This window comes from Streptomyces sp. NBC_00335, from assembly GCF_036127095.1.
Taxonomy (GTDB): Bacteria; Actinomycetota; Actinomycetes; order Streptomycetales; family Streptomycetaceae; genus Streptomyces.
On record NZ_CP108006.1, the window covers coordinates 5,184,317 to 5,200,074 of the forward strand.

14 protein-coding genes and 1 tRNA gene are annotated in these 15,758 nt (G+C 70.1%); 4 read left to right on the forward strand and 11 right to left on the reverse strand.

Features of this window, described 5'->3' with window-relative positions:
• The gene (locus tag OHA37_RS23395) at positions 1-765 is read right to left on the reverse strand and encodes an ABC transporter ATP-binding protein (protein WP_266913026.1); all 765 of its coding nucleotides are present in this window, start codon (positions 763-765) and stop codon (positions 1-3) included.
• 568 nt (positions 766-1,333) lie between these two features.
• Between OHA37_RS23395 and OHA37_RS23400 the strand changes: the two genes are divergently transcribed.
• A tRNA-Leu gene (locus tag OHA37_RS23400) sits at positions 1,334-1,415 on the forward strand.
• Positions 1,416-1,606: 191 nt separating this feature from the next.
• Positions 1,607-2,464: a Bax inhibitor-1/YccA family protein gene (locus tag OHA37_RS23405; RefSeq protein WP_266908165.1), complete on the forward strand. Its 858-nt coding sequence runs from the start codon at positions 1,607-1,609 to the stop codon at positions 2,462-2,464.
• Between the two features lie 130 nt (positions 2,465-2,594).
• Here the strand turns inward: OHA37_RS23405 and OHA37_RS23410 are convergent, their stop codons facing one another.
• Positions 2,595-2,825, reverse strand: a complete 231-nt coding sequence (locus OHA37_RS23410; RefSeq protein WP_266908167.1) for a DUF4287 domain-containing protein — start codon at positions 2,823-2,825, stop codon at positions 2,595-2,597.
• Between the two features lie 107 nt (positions 2,826-2,932).
• On the opposite strand from OHA37_RS23410, the gene OHA37_RS23415 reads away from it, so the two are divergent.
• Positions 2,933-3,331, forward strand: coding sequence for a hypothetical protein (locus OHA37_RS23415; RefSeq protein WP_266908169.1), 399 nt, complete (start codon positions 2,933-2,935; stop codon positions 3,329-3,331).
• A 19-nt stretch (positions 3,332-3,350) separates the two neighbouring features.
• On the opposite strand, the gene OHA37_RS23420 is transcribed toward OHA37_RS23415, so the two are convergent.
• The 3 genes from OHA37_RS23420 to OHA37_RS23430 form a co-directional block, all read right to left on the reverse strand.
• Positions 3,351-4,175 (reverse strand): hypothetical protein, encoded by an 825-nt coding sequence (locus tag OHA37_RS23420; protein WP_266908171.1) that lies wholly within the window; start codon positions 4,173-4,175, stop codon positions 3,351-3,353.
• A 415-nt stretch (positions 4,176-4,590) separates the two neighbouring features.
• Positions 4,591-5,811: an acetyl-CoA C-acetyltransferase gene (locus OHA37_RS23425; RefSeq protein WP_266908173.1), complete on the reverse strand. Its 1,221-nt coding sequence runs from the start codon at positions 5,809-5,811 to the stop codon at positions 4,591-4,593.
• A 67-nt stretch (positions 5,812-5,878) separates the two neighbouring features.
• Positions 5,879-6,952: an SGNH/GDSL hydrolase family protein gene (locus tag OHA37_RS23430; protein WP_266908175.1), complete on the reverse strand. Its 1,074-nt coding sequence runs from the start codon at positions 6,950-6,952 to the stop codon at positions 5,879-5,881.
• 167 nt (positions 6,953-7,119) lie between these two features.
• On the opposite strand from OHA37_RS23430, the gene OHA37_RS23435 reads away from it, so the two are divergent.
• Positions 7,120-8,505, forward strand: a complete 1,386-nt coding sequence (locus OHA37_RS23435; RefSeq protein ID WP_266913028.1) for a cystathionine beta-synthase — start codon at positions 7,120-7,122, stop codon at positions 8,503-8,505.
• Positions 8,506-8,876: 371 nt separating this feature from the next.
• Here the strand turns inward: OHA37_RS23435 and OHA37_RS23440 are convergent, their stop codons facing one another.
• From OHA37_RS23440 to OHA37_RS23465, 6 genes are all read right to left on the reverse strand, one after another.
• On the reverse strand, positions 8,877-9,266 hold the full coding sequence (locus tag OHA37_RS23440; protein WP_266908177.1) for a hypothetical protein: 390 nt from the start codon (positions 9,264-9,266) through the stop codon (positions 8,877-8,879).
• Positions 9,267-9,275: 9 nt separating this feature from the next.
• Positions 9,276-10,538 (reverse strand): MFS transporter, encoded by a 1,263-nt coding sequence (locus OHA37_RS23445; protein WP_266908179.1) that lies wholly within the window; start codon positions 10,536-10,538, stop codon positions 9,276-9,278.
• A gap of 119 nt (positions 10,539-10,657) precedes the next feature.
• Entirely contained in the window at positions 10,658-11,776 is a 1,119-nt protein-coding gene (locus OHA37_RS23450; protein WP_266908181.1) for a M20 family metallopeptidase, read from the reverse strand.
• Positions 11,773-13,188, reverse strand: coding sequence for a hypothetical protein (locus OHA37_RS23455; protein ID WP_266908183.1), 1,416 nt, complete (start codon positions 13,186-13,188; stop codon positions 11,773-11,775). Before OHA37_RS23455 ends, OHA37_RS23450 begins: the two co-directional genes overlap by 4 nt.
• 67 nt (positions 13,189-13,255) lie before the next feature.
• Complete coding sequence (locus OHA37_RS23460; protein WP_266908185.1) at positions 13,256-14,488, reverse strand: MFS transporter; 1,233 nt, start codon at positions 14,486-14,488, stop codon at positions 13,256-13,258.
• A complete protein-coding gene (locus tag OHA37_RS23465; protein ID WP_266908187.1) occupies positions 14,485-15,738 on the reverse strand; it encodes an ATP-grasp domain-containing protein in 1,254 nt (417 codons plus the stop codon). The genes OHA37_RS23460 and OHA37_RS23465 overlap by 4 nt, the downstream gene beginning before the upstream one ends.
• Positions 15,739-15,758 lie beyond the last annotated feature (20 nt).

Consider the following 15,758-nt stretch of genomic DNA (forward strand, 5'->3'; position numbering starts at 1 on the left):
TCAGCTGGTGCGGCCCTTGGCGTCGAAGGCCTTCATGCGGTCGAGCACGCCGTCCGCGGTGGGCTGGATCATCTCGTCGACGATGCGGCCGTCGGCGAGGAAGATGACGCGGTCCGCGTAGGAGGCGGCGACCGGGTCGTGGGTGACCATGACGACGGTCTGGCCGAGCTCGCGCACGGAGTTGCGCAGGAAGCCGAGGACCTCGGCGCCGGAGCGCGAGTCGAGGTTTCCGGTGGGCTCGTCACCGAAGATGATCTCGGGGCGGGAGGCCAGGGCGCGGGCCACGGCCACGCGCTGCTGCTGGCCGCCGGAGAGCTGGGTGGGGCGGTGGGAGAGGCGGTCGGAGAGGCCGACCATGTTGATCACCGAGTCCAGCCACTGCTTGTCGGGCTTGCGGCCGGCGATGTCCATGGGGAGCGTGACGTTCTCCAGGGCCGTCAGGGTCGGCAGCAGGTTGAAGGCCTGGAAGATGAAGCCGATCTTGTCCCGGCGCAGCTGCGTGAGCTGCTTGTCCTTCAGGGTGGACAGCTCGGTCTCGCCGATGCGGACGGACCCGGCGGAGAAGGTGTCCAGGCCGGCGACGCAGTGCATCAGCGTGGACTTGCCGGAGCCCGAGGGGCCCATGATCGCGGTGAACTGGCCCTGCGCGAAGTCCACGGAGACGTTGTCCAGAGCGACCACCTGGGTCTCGCCCTGGCCGTACACCTTGGAGAGCCCGGAGGCGCGCGCGGCGACGGCCTGGGCGGTGTGCGGGGCGTAGTTCATGGTGGTCACGGGGGCGACTCCTGTCGGGGGCGGGGCATGCGGACCTGGCTCACGGTCCGCGGTCGGCGGGACCCCTCCATCGTCGCGGCGCCCACCCCCGCTCCGGATCAGCCGTGATGCCCGTTCTCCGGGCCACCGGAGTCTGACCGCGGAGGGCCGCGCCTCCTCCTTTGGTATGACAGCCGCCCGGTGCGAGTACGGGGGAGGCCGTCGGCCGGGCGGCCCCGGGGGCGGCTGGTGGAGGCCCGAGCGAAGGCCTCGGCGGAGGCCGGAGCGGGGACGGGACCGGAGGCGGGGAGGAGGCGGAACGGGGGCGGAAACGGAGCCGGGCCGAGGGGGTGGCGCACGGGGTGGCGTGCGGGGTGGCGCGGGCCATCGAAATCCCGTCAATCCCGCGGCGGCCATGATCGACGCCCGGAACGTGCCGACCGCGCCTTCTGTCCCCTGACGTGCCATCAATCGCCAATAAAATCAGACAACATCGGCGAGACGCCCAGGTGAGGGCGCAAGTGTTCCGGATAGGCTCGGCGCAGCGTTCAAGGCTTTTCCTACGGGGCCGCTACGCCCTGCCCGGATGGTGGAATGCAGACACGGCGAGCTTAAACCTCGCTGACCCTCGGGTCGTGCCGGTTCAAGTCCGGCTTCGGGCACGATGATGGTGACGATGTTCCGATTCAGGCCGGAACGCGTGAGGGCGGGGGCGCCACGGGTACCCCCGCCTGTACCCGCGGAGCGGGCCCGTACCGGCGGGGAAAGATCCTCCTCCAGCAGTAGGGCGATTCCTTTGCGTTCGCATTACTCTTGATTCCAAGGCCGCGCACGGTGGCCATGGAGGAGTGAGATGAGGAGCAGCAACCCGGTCTTCTCGCGACGGGGATTCAGCCGCGACAACGGTGCTAACGCGGGCTTCGGCACGCAGCAGCCCCAGGCCCAGGCCGGGACCGCCACCAACCCGTACGCGACCAACCCCTACGCGACCGACCCGGCCACGGGTATGCCGCAGGCGCCGGTCCGCGGCAATGCGATGACCATCGACGACGTCGTGAGCCGTACGGCTCTGACGCTCGGCACGGTCGTCCTGACGGCGGCCATCTCCTGGATCGCGCTTCCGGTCGACCCGGCCAACATCAACAAGTCGTACGGCATCGCCATCGGCGCCGCGCTCATCGCGTTCGTCTTCGCGATGATCCAGTCGTTCAAGGCCAAGCCGGTCCCCGCGCTGATCCTGGCGTACGCGGCGTTCGAGGGTGTCTTCCTCGGCGTCATCAGCTCGGCCGTGAGCACCTACGTCAGCCCCGGTACGGTCGTCCAGGCCGTCATGGGCACGATGTGCGTCTTCGCCGGCGTGCTGGTCGCCTACAAGATGCGCTGGATCAGGGTGAACCGCCGCTTCGTCGGCTTCGTGATGGCCGCCGCCATGGGCTTCATGCTCCTGATGGTCGTCAACCTGCTGTTCTCCGTCTTTGCCGGCGGCGACGGCCTCGGCTTCCGCAGCGGCGGCCTCGGCATCCTCTTCGGTGTCATCGGCATCCTGCTCGGTGCCGCCTTCCTCGCCATGGACTTCAAGATGGTCGAGGACGGCGTGGCCTACGGCGCCCCCCGCGAGGAGTCCTGGCTGGCGGCCTTCGGCCTCACCATGACCCTGGTGTGGATCTACATGGAGATGCTGCGCCTGATCTCCATCCTCAAGGGCGACTAGTACGCACTGCTTGAGCAGAGGAAGGCCCCGCGAGCACATGCTCGCGGGGCCTTCCCGCATGTCGGGGGTCAGCGGATCGAGTGATCGGACGGTCGGGACGTCGGGGCTGCGGACGGGGGCAGGGGCCGGCTCAGCCGAACTTGCGGGCGGCCCTGCGCAGGTCGTGCTCGTGGATGATCGCCTTGGCCTGGCCGTACGACAGCTCGTGCGCGCCGAGCAGCCAGCTGACCTTCTCTTCGAACCGGACGAGGGAGGGGCCGTCGTCCACGGCCCGGAGCCAGTCGGAGAGTTCACGACCGGTGGTCTGGGGGATTCTGTCGATCATGTTGCGGTGGGTCTGTTCGGAGAACTCGACGGACATGGGCGCCTCCGGGGGTTATCGCCGTGCTGTGCTGTTCTCTTCACGCCACCGTGCCGGAGAGTTCGCCCGTTGGCAATGGCGCCGCGGCGGCGCGTAAGGTCGGCCGGGTGCTCGATACCTCACCCCTGACCGCCGCCGTGGAACGTTTCGCCGACCGGCTGCGGGCGGCGCCGCAGAGCCGCCTCCAGCAGGGTGCCGCCGAGGTGGCGCTGGACCTGGCCCGGGAGCTCTCGCTGCGCGCGCAGCGGCTGGAGGCGGCCGTCACGGCCGTCACGGCCGCCGGGGACGGCGCGGGGGCGGCTCCGGCGCGGACGATGCCCGACGCCGGGATCTTCGTGGTGGGCGACCAGCTCGCCGTGGCGGGGCTGGACCTCGCCGAGGCCCTGCACGCCGCTGCGGGCGGCCCCGGTGGCGCTACGGCTGCGGACATGGCGAAGGCCCCGTCCGAGATGCTGGACGAGGCCGTTCGGCTGGTGGATCAGGCGGAAGCCGGGGCGCTGCGGTGACGCGAACCGATGCGCTGGATCAGAGCGATGCGATGACGCGGTCGGCGAGGATGTAGACGTTGCTGTCCGGGTCCTCGGAGTCGCCGCAGGAGAAGGTCAGCGCGTAGGCGCCGGAGATGCCCGAGCCGCCCAGCAGGACCGGTGCGCTGCCCGAACGCAGGGCGTCGGCGAGCCGCTCGGCGGTCTCCCGGTGTCCCGGGGTCATGCAGAGCGTGGTGCCGTCGGTGAAGACGTACACGTCCAGGGTGCCCAGCGGGCCGGGGCGGACGTCCGCGAGGGCCGTACGGGCCTGCGCGAGCTCCTCCAGGCGGTTGACCGTGCGCTCGTGGTCGGCGCCGGGGTGCGAGGCCTGCACGGGGACGAAGTCCGGGTGCGAGGGGTGGCGCCGGCGGGCGGCGGCCAGCTCGGCCGAGTCCTCCGGGTAGGTCTGGTAGTCCTCGGCGTCGTCGCCCAGGAGCGGCTCCAGGCCGACCATGTCCGCCTGCCGGGGCAGGAAGACGGGGCTCTCGAAGACGGGGCTCTCCTCGCCGAGGGCGGACAGGCCGCCCAGCAGCGAGGGGGCGTCGGCGGCGTCACGCGCCTCCTGAGCGGCCCAGAAGGCGCGCGCCTCGGCGAGCTCGCGCTCGCGCTCCTCGGCGAGGGCCTCGGCGACGGCGGCTCGTATCTCGGCGGCGGGGGACTCCACGGCGCTGCGGGCGTGCGGGACGGTGGCACCACGGGGATGCGTCACCGTCAGCTCACCGCGCAGTGCGGTGACCTGCTTGCGCAGGCCGTGGACGGCGTGCAGCGCAGCAGCGCCGACGGCCGTGGCAGCGGCCGTGGTCAGCAGTAGGGCAAGAGACATGGCGCTCACTGACTAACTCCTGATTGATTCGATCCCCCGACTTCCTACATCAGCTTGTCCTGCCCTGGGAATGGCTTGCAGTGCATTACGTCATGAATTGGACAGGCCTTTCGTCCCGAGCGCCCCACCCGAACCAGGCCTGACCTGCAAAAACAACGGTCCCCCAGGACTAAGGTCACATCCTGGGGGACATTTGGTCACAGAATGGCCGCGACAGGGTTAGATTCGGTGTCAGCACGGCGTACGGGATCAAGCGGATCCCTTACGGCGCCTGGCCTCGGCTCTTGATCCCGACGGCCTTGCCCGGCGAAACCTAGCTGAGACGCTCGATCCTGTGGTCGCGCTGAGCTTCGCCTCCGCGGCGGGCAGGTGCCGTCCTTCGTGCCTCAGGACGACCCCTACCCGCCGCTCCGGCTCAGCTCAGCCGCTCGATGATCATGGCCATGCCCTGACCGCCGCCGACGCACATGGTTTCGAGGCCGAACTGCTTGTCGTGGAACTGCAGGCTGTTGATCAGCGTGCCCGTGATGCGCGCGCCGGTCATCCCGAACGGGTGACCGATGGCGATGGCCCCGCCGTTGACGTTCAGCTTCTCCAGCGGGATCTCCAGGTCCCGGTAGGAGGGGATCACCTGGGCCGCGAAGGCCTCGTTGATCTCGAACAGGTCGATGTCGCCGACGGTCAGGCCCGCCCGCTTCAGCGCCTGCTTGGAGGCCTCGACCGGGCCCAGGCCCATGATCTCGGGGGACAGGCCGGTGACGCCGGTGGAGACGATGCGGGCCAGCGGGGTCAGGCCCAGCTCGCGCGCCTTGGTGTCGCTCATGACGACCAGGGCAGCGGCGCCGTCGTTCAGCGGACAGCAGTTGCCGGCCGTGACCAGGCCGTCGGGGCGGAAGACGGGCTTGAGGCCCTGGACGGCCTCCAGGGTGACCCCGGCGCGGGGGCCGTCGTCCTGCGAGACGACCGTGCCGTCCGGGGTGGTGACCGGGGTGATCTCGCGGGCCCAGAAGCCGTTCTTGATGGCTTCCTCGGCCAGGTTCTGCGAGCGCACGCCGAACTCGTCCATGTCGGCGCGGGTCACGCCCTTGAGCCGGGCCAGGTTCTCCGCGGTCTGCCCCATCCCGATGTACGCGTCGGGGGTGCGGCCGTCCTCGCGCGGGTCCTGCCAGGAGGAGCCGGTGGACTCGCCGACCTCCTTGGTGCGGGCCTCGGACTCGGCGAAGAGCGGGTTGTGCGTGCCCGGGATGCCGTCGGAGGAGCCGTTCACGGACCGGGAGACCATCTCGACGCCCGCGGAGATGAAGACGTCGCCCTCGCCCGCCTTGATGGCGTGCAGCGCCATCCGGGAGGTCTGGAGCGAGGAGGCGCAGTAGCGGGTGATCGTGGTGGCGGGCAGGTGGTCCATGCCCATCTGCACCGCGACGATCCGGCCGAGGTTGTGGCCCTGCTCGCCGCCCGGCAGGCCGCAGCCCAGCATCAGGTCGTCGATCTCGCGCGGGTCCAGCCCGGGGACCTTGGCGAGGGCGGCCTGGATGATCGTGGCGGTCAGATCGTCCGGGCGGACGTCCTTGAGGGATCCCTTGAAGGCGCGACCGATCGGCGAACGGGCGGTGGAAACGATGACGGCTTCGGGCATCGGGGCTCCAAGGGAGGTGGTGTCGTACCGGGACCGCATGCGAAGTTACCGCCCCGTACCGTCGAGGTCACTGCCCTTGCGATGTGACTCCGGTCGCTCTGGGCGCCTCCGCGCTGCCGCCCGCCGCGCCGCCGGCCGGCGCGGCTCCTCCAGTCTGCTCCGTGAGGTCCTCGCCCGGCACCCGGCGCCTGCGCCGGTATTTGAGCAGGGCCCACGGGCCGCGGGCCCCGGTCACCTCCGTGCCGGCCTGGCCCGCCGCGGCCGAGGCGGCCTTGGCCACCGGGAGCATGTCCTCGTTGCGCGAGACGTCCAGCCGGTCGGACTCGGGCCAGACGCCCAGGGCGGCGCACAGGGTCGGCAGTATGGCCATCGCGGCGGTCGCGTACCCCTCCGCCGACGGGTGGTAGGAGTCCGGTCCGAACATCTCGCGGGGGTTCGCCGCGAACTCCGTTCCCATCAGGTCGCCGATCGAGACGGTACGGGCGCCCAGCGCGAGCACCCCGATCGTCTGGGCGGCGGCCAGCTGGCGCGAGACCCGGCGGGCCAGCCACCGCAGCGGCTGGTACACCGGCTCGATGGTGCCGAGGTCCGGGCAGGTGCCGACCACCACCTCGGAGCCCGCGAGCCGCAGCCGGCGTACGGCCGCGGTCAGCAGCCGCACCGACTGGGTGGGCGGCATCCGGCGGGTCACGTCATTGGCGCCGATCATGATCACGCACACGTCGGGGGCCGGGCCGTCACCATCCAGCAGCAGCCCCGTCTGGCGGTCCAGGTCGTCCGACATGGCACCCGAGAGCGCCACGTTGCGCAGCTCGACCGGCCGCTCGGCCACCGCCGCCAGCCCCGAGGCCAGCAGGGCGCCCGGAGTCTGCCGGGCCCGCCGCACCCCCAGCCCGGCGGCCGTGGAATCGCCCAGCACGCCGAACCGCAGCGGGCCCGGACTCAGCTCGGGGCCGCCGAACTCGCTCCCGTACAGCCCGTCCGCGCGCGGCGGATCCGGCAGGCCGGTGCCGACGGTCCGCTTGGCGAACTGCATCTCCGCCACCACCAGGCCCACCGCGGCCGCTCCGACGAGCCCGAGCCCGCCACCGCCGTACGCCGCTCCCGCCGCGATGCGGCGGGCCGTCCTCGCCCTGGACACCCTTCAAGCCACCTTCTCGGTCCCTTGGCCGGATCCCTGCGTCGCATTCGCCGACCCCGCCGTCCTGTTGACCTACCTGCCCCGTACGGCCGGTCGGCCAATCCCTTTCCGCATAGTCTGGCCGTGCCTCCCGGAGAACCCGTGGAGTCCCCTCCTTGGAGAACATGGTGCAATTCCACGACTCGATGATCAGCCTCGTCGGCAACACCCCGCTGGTGAAGCTCAACCGTGTGACCGAAGGCCTCCAGGCCACCGTGCTGGCCAAGGTCGAGTACTTCAATCCCGGCGGATCCGTGAAGGACCGGATCGCCGTCAGGATGATCGAGGCCGCCGAACAGAGCGGAGCCCTCAAGCCCGGCGGCACCATCGTGGAGCCCACGAGCGGCAACACGGGTGTAGGACTCGCCATCGTGGCCCAGCAGAAGGGCTACAAGTGCATCTTCGTCTGCCCCGACAAGGTCTCGGCTGACAAGATCAACGTGATGCGCGCGTACGGCGCCGAGGTCGTGGTCTGCCCGACCGCCGTCGACCCCGAGCACCCGGACTCGTACTACAACGTGTCCGACCGCCTCGTGCGCGAGACCCCGGGCGCCTGGAAGCCCGACCAGTACAGCAACGCGAACAACTCGCGCTCGCACTACGAGACCACCGGCCCCGAGCTCTGGGAGCAGACGGCGGGGAAGATCACCCACTTCGTCGCCGGCGTCGGCACGGGCGGCACGATCTCGGGCACCGGCCGGTACCTCAAGGAGGCCTCCGACGGCCGCGTGAAGATCATCGGCGCGGACCCCGAGGGCTCGGTCTACTCCGGCGGCTCGGGCCGCCCGTACCTCGTCGAGGGCGTCGGCGAGGACTTCTGGCCGACCGCCTACGACCCGACCGTGACCGACGAGATCATCGCGGTGTCCGACAAGGACTCCTTCCAGATGACCCGCCGCCTCGCCAAGGAGGAGGGCCTGCTCGTCGGCGGCTCCTGCGGCATGGCGGTCGTCGCCGCGCTGCGGGCGGCCGAGGGCCTCGGCCCGGACGACGTGGTCGTCGTCTTGCTCCCGGACAGCGGGCGCGGCTACATCAGCAAGATCTTCAACGACGAGTGGATGGCCGGACACGGCTTCCTGGAGGACGCGGGCCCCTCGGCCCGCATCCGGGACGTGCTCGCGGACAAGGCGGGCGGCATTCCCTCCCTGGTCCACATGCACCCCGAGGAGACCGTCGGGGAGGCCATCGAGGTGCTGCGCGAGTACGGCGTCTCGCAGATGCCGATCGTCAAGCCGGGCGCCGGTCACCCCGACGTGATGGCGGCCGAGGTCATCGGCTCCGTGGTCGAGAAGGAGCTGCTGGCGGCGCTGTTCGCGGGCGGCGCCTCCCTCGGTGACCCGCTGGAGAAGCACATGAGCGCGCCGCTGCCGCAGGTCGGCTCGGGCGAGCCGGTCTCCGAGCTGATGGCGGTGCTCGGCGAGGCCGACGCGGCGATCGTGCTGGTCGAGGGCAAGCCGACCGGTGTGGTGAGCCGTCAGGACCTGCTGGCGTTCCTGGCCAAGGGCGCCAAGTAGCCCGTACGAGGCTGCGTTCGAGTCCGCGTTCGGGTCCGGGTACGGGCCCGCGCGCGGACGACGCGCAAACGGTACGGGCCCGACACGTGACGGCAGCACCCGCTTAACAAGGCTCCGGCACAGTGGTGGTTGTCGGCAGGGAAGCCCGGGAAACCGGGACCCGGCCGGCACCACGAACGGCGTCGGCGCACCTCCGGAGCGGCTCCCGGACCGCGTTGGACGCCACGGACGCGCGGACGGCCCTGACCCGGCCCGTGTCCTGCGCGGGGACCGCCGTCGTCCCGCCCCCGGGAAACCGGGGTGCGGCGGTCCCCGCGCATAAACATGTCCGCGGGCGGCCAGCCGGGTTTTCTCTCCGCGCTGTCTGCCCGTCAGTCCAGCTGATCGGTACCGCGCTCGCCGCGGAGGAGCCCGCGGAACTTCGCCGCGTGGACGTAGTTGACGCCCAGGATGCCGAGCCAGGCCACGACCAGGCCGCTCAGACCGGCCTGTGCGGCGCCGATCGCGGACAGCGGGATCGCCAGCACCAGGGTGATGATCGCGAAGCCGAAGCGCTCGCCGAAGTTGCCTTCCGCGGAGTCCGCCGCGCCCGGACCGGTGCCGCGGGCCGCGGAGAGCCGCTCCTCCGCGAGGCGCCGGCGCACCTGCGTGTCGACCTTCTCCACGAACGAGTCCACCAGCGCGGCCTCGTACTCCGCCCCCAGCTCCCGCCGGGCGTCGAGCGTGGCGGAGAGTTCCTTCTTCAGCTCTTGCGACTCCATCCCGTCACCCTAGGAGCCGCCGTCCTTGCCGGCACTGGGGATAGCCCCCGTATCGCGCCGCACGAGCCCGCGGACGGGCCGGACGACGATGAGGGCGAGGGCGCAGCCGAGGCTGATCGCGGCGCCGGCCAGCAGGAGCGGGCGGACGCCGAAGAGGCTGCTCGCCGGGCCCGAGAGGACCTGGCCGAGGGGGATGGCGAGGATCGAACCGCCCACCTCGTACGCCGTCACGCGGTTGAGCCGGTCCTCGGGGATCTGGGTCTGCACCGTGGTGGACCACTGGACGCCCCAGAACGCCCAGCCCACACCGCTGATCGCGTAACCGAGCATGAGCAGCGGCAGGGCCGGAACCAGGGCCGCGGCCAGCGGCATCATCGGGAACAGGAACATCGCGAAGCCGCCGCCGAGCAGCGGGCGGGCCGGGCGGAGCCGGATCGCGACGAGCCCGCCGAGGACGCAGCCGGCCCCGAAGGCGCCCTCCGCGTACCCGAAGGCGGCCTTGCCGTGCTCGGCGATGATCGAGGCCGCGCCGAGCGGGGTGAGCGGCCCCCAGACGAAGACCCCGAGCACCCACCAGATCAGGATCACCGTCCACAGCCAGGACCTGGAGCGGAACTCGTCCCAGCCCTCCCGCAGGTTCGTGAGGGTGGACTGCGAGCGGTCGGGTGCGAAGCGGGGGAGCCGCAGCGCGAGCAGGCAGACCCCGCTGATCGCGAAGGTGGCGGCGTCGATCACGAAGACCCAGGCCGTCGAGGTGGCGGCGACGAGGACGCCGGCGAGCGCCGGCCCGGCCATCGTGGCCATCCCCTGGCTCACCCGCAGCACCCCGTTGGCCTGGGTGGGGTCGGTGGAGACCTGGGGGACGAGGCTGGAGGTGCCCGGCTGGAACATCGCGGTCGCGATGCCGCCGAGGACCGATCCTCCGATGACGAACCACAGGGTGGGGTGGCCGAGCCAGAGGTACACGGCGAAGGAGCCCTGCGCCACGCACCGGACCGCGTCGGCGCCGATCATCTGCGGCAGGGGGTGGAAACGGTCCGCGATCACCCCGCCGAACACGATGAAGAGGGCGAAGGACCCCATCCAGGCGCCCAGCGCGTACCCGATGCCGCTCACCCCGTAGCCGAGGGAGATCATCGCGACGGCCAGGGCGACCGGCATCATCATGTCGCCCAGCATCGACACGATGCGGGCGGTGAAGAACAAGCCGAAGTTCCTGGTCCACAGGCGGGTTCCGGGCAGGGGTGGGGCGGAGACGGACGAAGTCACCATGAGGGCCAATTCACTTGAATTCGGTGGGGGTTGACCGGGTGGAGCTCGGCGGCCGGCCCTTGAGGATCAAGCGCCGGCCGCGGGCCGGTCAAGCGAATTGAGCCCCGGTGGCGTCTTCGTCAGGCGCCGCTTCCCGCCCGCGAGGCGCGGATCGCGTTCACCAGCCCGGTCACGAGGTTCGCCCGTTCCGCCATGGACCCGATCACGAGGTACTCGTGGTCGGCGTGGGCGCCGCCCCCGACCGCGCCCAGGCCGTCGAGCGTCGGCACCCCCAGGGCCGCCGTGAAGTTGCCGTCGCTCCCACCGCCGACCGCCGTGCCTTCGAGGCCGGGAAGCAGGTCCAGCGCCATGGCGAACAGCTCGGTCGACGCCGACTCGGGCATCGGGGGGCGGCCGACCGCACCCTGAACCGTGATCTCCGCCTCTGCGAGATGCGGAGTCAGGGCTGCGAACGCGGACTCGATCCGGGCCTTCTCGTCGGACGACTCGACCCGGACGTCGACGATCAGGGAAGCCTCTGCCGGAACGACGTTGTCCAGGGTTCCCGCGGACGCGACGGTCGGAGTGACGGTCGTGCCGACCTCGGGCCGCCCGAGCGCTGCGATGTCCAGCACCTGGTGCGCCGCTTCGATCAGGGCGTTGACTCCGGCCGCAGGCTCAAGGCCCGCGTGCGATGCCCGGCCCTTGACGGTGACCTGGAACGTTCCGCAGCCCTTCCTGCCGGTCTTCAGCGCGCCGCCGTCCGCCGCACCCTCGAAGACGAGCACGGCGCCGCAGGCGCGCGCCCGTTCCTCGATGAGAGCACGCGAAGTGCGGGAACCGACCTCTTCGTCGGCGGTCACCAGGATCTCGACACCCGATCGGTCATCGAGTGCCGCAAGTCCGTGGACGGCCTGCACCAGACCGCCGAGCATGTCGAAGACCCCCGGACCGGTCGCGTGCCCGCCCTCCACCTTGAAGGGGCGGCGTTCCAGGGTCCCGAGCGGAAACACCGTGTCGTGGTGTCCGAGAATCAGAACCCTCGGGTCGCCGCCGCCGGACCAGTGGACGTGGGGCCCGGCATCGCTGTGGACGAGAACGGCCTGCCCGCCGAGCCGACTCTCGATGAGACCGGCGACTACCTTGGCCGATGAGCTCAAGGCTTCGAGATCACGCGAGGGAGATTCGACCTCGACGAGTGTCCTGAGATCTTCGAGCATCGTCTCGACATTCACGGCCATGGCCTTGCGCATCGTCATACCGGGAGGCTACCTGCGATGAGAACGGTGTTCATGGCCGAGCCCTGCAGGGCATTGATGACCTGCCCGCCGCCGGGGCAACTGTGCCGGACGAAGATGTTGGAGATCTGCCGGCCGAAAAGGAACGGTCCCAGCACGAAGGGCACCGATTCGCTGCGCACCGTGCCTGTTCGATCGTCGTAGAACGCCATGTCCGTCCGGTCGGCCTGTACGAAGCGCTGGAGGACGTGGCCGCCCTTGGCCACGGCGCGGCGCAGGGCGGTTCGCCAGGTCTCGTCATCCACGGCCCGGCCCAGAACGACCCCGTCACCGCCGTGTCCGTTCGCGGGCTTCAGCACCCAGTCCTGCCGGTCGGGGATCACTTGACGAACGGTGTCCTCCTGCTCCGGGGTGACTGCGACGGTCAGCGGCAGATGCGTGTGAACGAACTGCCGGTCCTCCGGTGCGAGGCGCTCGATGTCCTCCCAGAGCCAGGCGAGTACGGCCTTGTTGCTCAGCAGCCAGCTCGCCTCCGGGGTATGCATCTGAACGGCTCCGTGCTGGACGGAGTTGATCAGTGCGGTGAAACCCGCCGAGGGCGGCTCGACGGCTGTGATGAACAGCCGCAGTACGGCATCGAAGCGCGTTTCACCGGAAACCAGCCGGAAGTCGGCATCGTTGCCCAACTCGCGCCACGGGCAGGGAACCGCGACGATGCCGAGACGCCGGGCACTGTCGACCATCGGCTGGTGACGGCGGATCCGATCGGCCTCGGTGGCCGCGCCGGGGAGAATTCCGTGCGCGTACATCGGAATGGCGAGGTGCACCTCCCCCGCTCCGTCGAACTGAGCCCGGATCTGCGCGAACCGCGAGTCGACCGCGGACGGTGGAACGGTGAGGCTCAATTCGGGCAGCTCGGCTTCGAGCACCGAATGGAAACGGCTGGAGACCAGGTCGGCCTGTGCCGTTCCGCCGACGGCACCATCGATGTTGATCTCTACGAACTTGGGTATGCCCCGTTCCAGCACCACATCGGGACGAGTCGCCTCGATGAGGTGGTCGCCGAGCGGCTCGTCCTTCCGAAGGAGTGGCATCTGCTCGGCCGGAACGCCGAGCAGGTCCAGCAGCTCTCCGGCCGTACCGGCCCGTCGCCGGCAAGCCTCCAGGACCAGCACGGCGAGGCGGTCGCTGAGCTCTCCGAGTTCCTGGTGGAATGCCGCGCTGAACACCATGGGCCGCAGCGGCCACCACGGCCCGGCGGCTCCCGCAACGCCGTCGAAGACATGGCCATAGCGCTGCTGTGCTGCGCCATGAGCGCGGTCCTGCCACGATGCAGGAAGCCGAGGCCACAGGTCGGCGCCGAGATGGGGCGAACTCTTGAGCTCCACGGGTCTGTTGATCTCCTCGTCGTTGTCAGCGTGGCCGATGGCCACGGCACGTGCTCCGGCCGGTTCTGTCGGCCGGCATTCGTGTATCCAGGGGTTTCCACACCTGCCGATGTCAGGAACTCGTGGCCATCGCGGGCAGGTCACGCATGGTGCGCAGCGGCGATGCGAGGACCCACAGAGTGGACAGGGCCATTCCTGCCACGGCTACGGCCACTGCCAACCGCACGCCGCCCCATTCGCCAAGGGCGCCGCCGATGAGCCCGCCGAGCGGGAGGACGCCCCAGATCAGGAAGCGAACGGTGGCGTTCATCCTGGACAGCATCTCCGGGGGGCAGATCCTCTGGCGGAAGCTGACCTGCGCCACGTTGTAGATGACCAGCCCGAAATTCACGATGAACCACGAAACGCCGAACAGCACGGTTCCCCAGCCACCTGATCCGAGCGGAAGCAAGAAGCCGAAGGGCATGCAGGCGGCGAGGGACAGCCAGATCACCCGGGCGGGCCCGGCCCAGTCGGATATCTTGCGGGCGGATATCGCACCGACGAATCCGCCGATCCCGCCGGAGGCCATCAGAGCACCGGCCGCCCAATCCGGCTGGTTCATGGCATCGACGAGCAACACCACCAGCAGCGGCGAAGCAACTGCGTAGAAGAAGTTGAACGTTGCTGAAGTGCCGGTGAGCGCCCGCATGAGCGGGTCGCCGAGCACATAGCGCAGACCGGCCTTGATCTCGGGAATCATGGGCTTGCGGGCGCGTGCTGCCGGTGGCGGGGATTCTTCCCGGATGCGGTTCAGGCTGGCGGCAGACACGAGGTAGCACAAGGCCTGTACCCCCACCGCGTTCGCCGAGGACATCAGGCCGGTCAGGCCGCCTCCGGCCGCGGGGCCGGCTACCTGGGCCACCGTGCGACTGCTCTCCAGACGTGCGTTGCCCTCCGTCAGATGGGCCGGGCCCACCAGCGGTACCAGGTAGGACTGGTAGGCGACGTCGAAGAAGACCGTGGCGCAACCGCCGAGCAGGCCGATGACCAGCAACTGGCTCAAGGTCAGGCAGTCCAGCCACCATGCCAAGGGGACGCTGAGCAGCAACAGCGCCCGGACGACGTCCGAGAGGACCATGACCGTGCGAGGCGGCATCCGGTCGACCAGGACACCGGCCGGCAGCCCGATGACCAGGAAGGCGACGGACTGTACGGCGTACAGCAGGCCCATCTCGAACGGCGTCGCGGCCAGCGCGGTCATCGCGACCAACGGCATGGCCACCCGGTTGACATGCGTACCGAACTGGCTCGCGGTCTGCCCGACCCACAGGCAGCGGAAGCCCTGGTGCCGCAGCAGGCTCATACGATCGCCGCGTACAGGTCGTTCTTCTCCAGGTCCCGGATCCGCTGGTAGTCGTCGTGAACCTGGCCGGCATCAGGGTGGGCCAGGTAGACCGACCCGAAGGAGCTGACCAAGTCACGCGTCTTGCGGACGGGCCCGACCGCACCCTTGAGGCGCATGGAGTGGAAGGACGGAAGTTCCCGGACCTCGCGGAGGTCCAGGTCGGCCTTCAGCACACCATCGCGCGGGCAGTGCAGCGCCACCTGTGCCAGCGTCGCCCGGTGGGGGAGGGGCTGCTCGGTGGCGGCCAGGAAGTGGTCGGGGGCGGTGTACGCGGCCGCTGTCATCAGCGCAAGGTTCGAGCCGTAGACCGGGAGGGTGATGCCCGGGGCGATGCCGCCGTGCAGCCGAGCGCCGAGTTCGATGAGCACGGGGCCGGACTCGGTGAGCATCACCTCGGTGTGGGTGGGGCCCCAGCTGATGCCGAAGGCGTCCAGCACCGTGGTCACGTAGTCGGTGAGTACCGGCCACACCGGACTGTCAGGCGCGATGAGAGCGCTCAGATCGTAGATCCGGGAGCCGTCGACCACGCTCTTGTCGGCCCGCCACACCTCGATGACGCGATGGTGACCGCTCACGGAGACCACGTCCACCATGTACTCCTCGCCCACTAGCATCTCCTGGGCAAGGAAGGCCTCGTTGGAGTTGCCCCACATGTCGGTGGTGCCGAGCCTGCGGGCGAAGTAGGCATCGCTCTCGGCAGCCGAGTGCACCAACTCGACACCGTTCGTCGCCGCGCTCTGCAGCGGCTTCAGCACGATCGGGTAGCCCTCGCCCGCGGCAGCGAAGACGCGTGCCTCCGCGGCCGTGGTGACCTGCGCCGAGCGAGCGTGCCGGATTCCGGCGTTGCGCACCACTTCGACCATCGCTGCCTTCTCGCGCTTGGCCGCAGTCAGCTCGATGCCATTTCCCGTAGGTACACCAAGGAGGTGGGCCAGGTGGTCGGCCACGTAGACGCCGCTTTCCAGGCCGGACACCACGTGTGCGACGTGGTAGGAATCGAGGCGGGCCGTCACGCCTTCGTAGTCACCGTGGAAGTCGATGACTTCGATCACCCCTGCCGCCCGTTCGGGGTGCGCCCACGGGGCATATTCCTCAACGCGGTTGCGCACATGCACCGTCGGGAGGCCGTAGGCGTGGAATGCTGCGGGCAACAACGCTCCGCTGCTGTAGGCATCGACAATCACACAGACGGTTTCTTTGTTCTTCATGGGCTTCCTCCCGAGGTGGT

Excerpts from the sequence above, each read along its gene's own strand:
- OHA37_RS23395 (WP_266913026.1), bottom strand. The coding sequence starts at position 765 with ATGAACTACGCCCCGCACACCGCCCAGGCCGTCGCCGCGCGCGCCTCC.
- OHA37_RS23405 (WP_266908165.1), top strand. The coding sequence starts at position 1,607 with ATGAGGAGCAGCAACCCGGTCTTCTCGCGACGGGGATTCAGCCGCGAC.
- OHA37_RS23410 (WP_266908167.1), bottom strand. The coding sequence starts at position 2,825 with ATGTCCGTCGAGTTCTCCGAACAGACCCACCGCAACATGATCGACAGA.
- OHA37_RS23420 (WP_266908171.1), bottom strand. The coding sequence starts at position 4,175 with ATGTCTCTTGCCCTACTGCTGACCACGGCCGCTGCCACGGCCGTCGGC.
- OHA37_RS23425 (WP_266908173.1), bottom strand. The coding sequence starts at position 5,811 with ATGCCCGAAGCCGTCATCGTTTCCACCGCCCGTTCGCCGATCGGTCGC.
- OHA37_RS23440 (WP_266908177.1), bottom strand. The coding sequence starts at position 9,266 with ATGGAGTCGCAAGAGCTGAAGAAGGAACTCTCCGCCACGCTCGACGCC.
- OHA37_RS23445 (WP_266908179.1), bottom strand. The coding sequence starts at position 10,538 with ATGGTGACTTCGTCCGTCTCCGCCCCACCCCTGCCCGGAACCCGCCTG.
- OHA37_RS23450 (WP_266908181.1), bottom strand. The coding sequence starts at position 11,776 with ATGACGATGCGCAAGGCCATGGCCGTGAATGTCGAGACGATGCTCGAA.
- OHA37_RS23460 (WP_266908185.1), bottom strand. The coding sequence starts at position 14,488 with ATGAGCCTGCTGCGGCACCAGGGCTTCCGCTGCCTGTGGGTCGGGCAG.
- OHA37_RS23465 (WP_266908187.1), bottom strand. The coding sequence starts at position 15,738 with ATGAAGAACAAAGAAACCGTCTGTGTGATTGTCGATGCCTACAGCAGC.